Genomic DNA, 431 nt, shown 5'->3' with positions numbered 1-431 from the left:
ATCAAGCCCCTCACCAACACCGACGGCCTCGCCCTCCTCGACGCAGCACTGACGACCACCGAACCAACCCTCGTCACGGCGCACTTCACCCAGAGCCGCCGTCCGACCCGCCGGCGCAGCGCCGCCACCCCGCGGGCCGTGCGGCCGACGACCGTGAGCACCGAGCCCAGCGAGCTGCTGAAGCTCGTCCGCGCCCAGGCCGCAGCCGTTCTCGGCTTCGCCGACCCGAGCGCCATCGAACCCCACCAGCGGTTCCAGGACCTCGGCTTCGACTCACTCACCGCGGTCGAGTTCCGCAACCTCCTCAACGAAACCACCGGCCAGCGCCTGCCGGTCACACTGATCTTCGACTACCCGACCGCCCAGGCCGTCACCGATCACCTCGTCGCCGAACTCAGCGGCACGCAACCGGCCGACACCGCTGTAGCCGC

Annotated in this window: 1 protein-coding gene; it reads left to right on the top strand. The window is 70.5% G+C overall.

Annotated features, from left to right (window positions below; genetic code table 11):
* The coding region (locus ACLQ2N_RS35975) for a beta-ketoacyl reductase (protein WP_425820001.1) at positions 1-431 on the top strand (431 nt) is incomplete at both ends.

The organism is Streptomyces sp. DT224, assembly GCF_049844595.1.
Taxonomy (GTDB): Bacteria; Actinomycetota; Actinomycetes; order Streptomycetales; family Streptomycetaceae; genus Streptomyces.
This window is presented reverse-complemented; position numbering and strand designations above follow the sequence as displayed.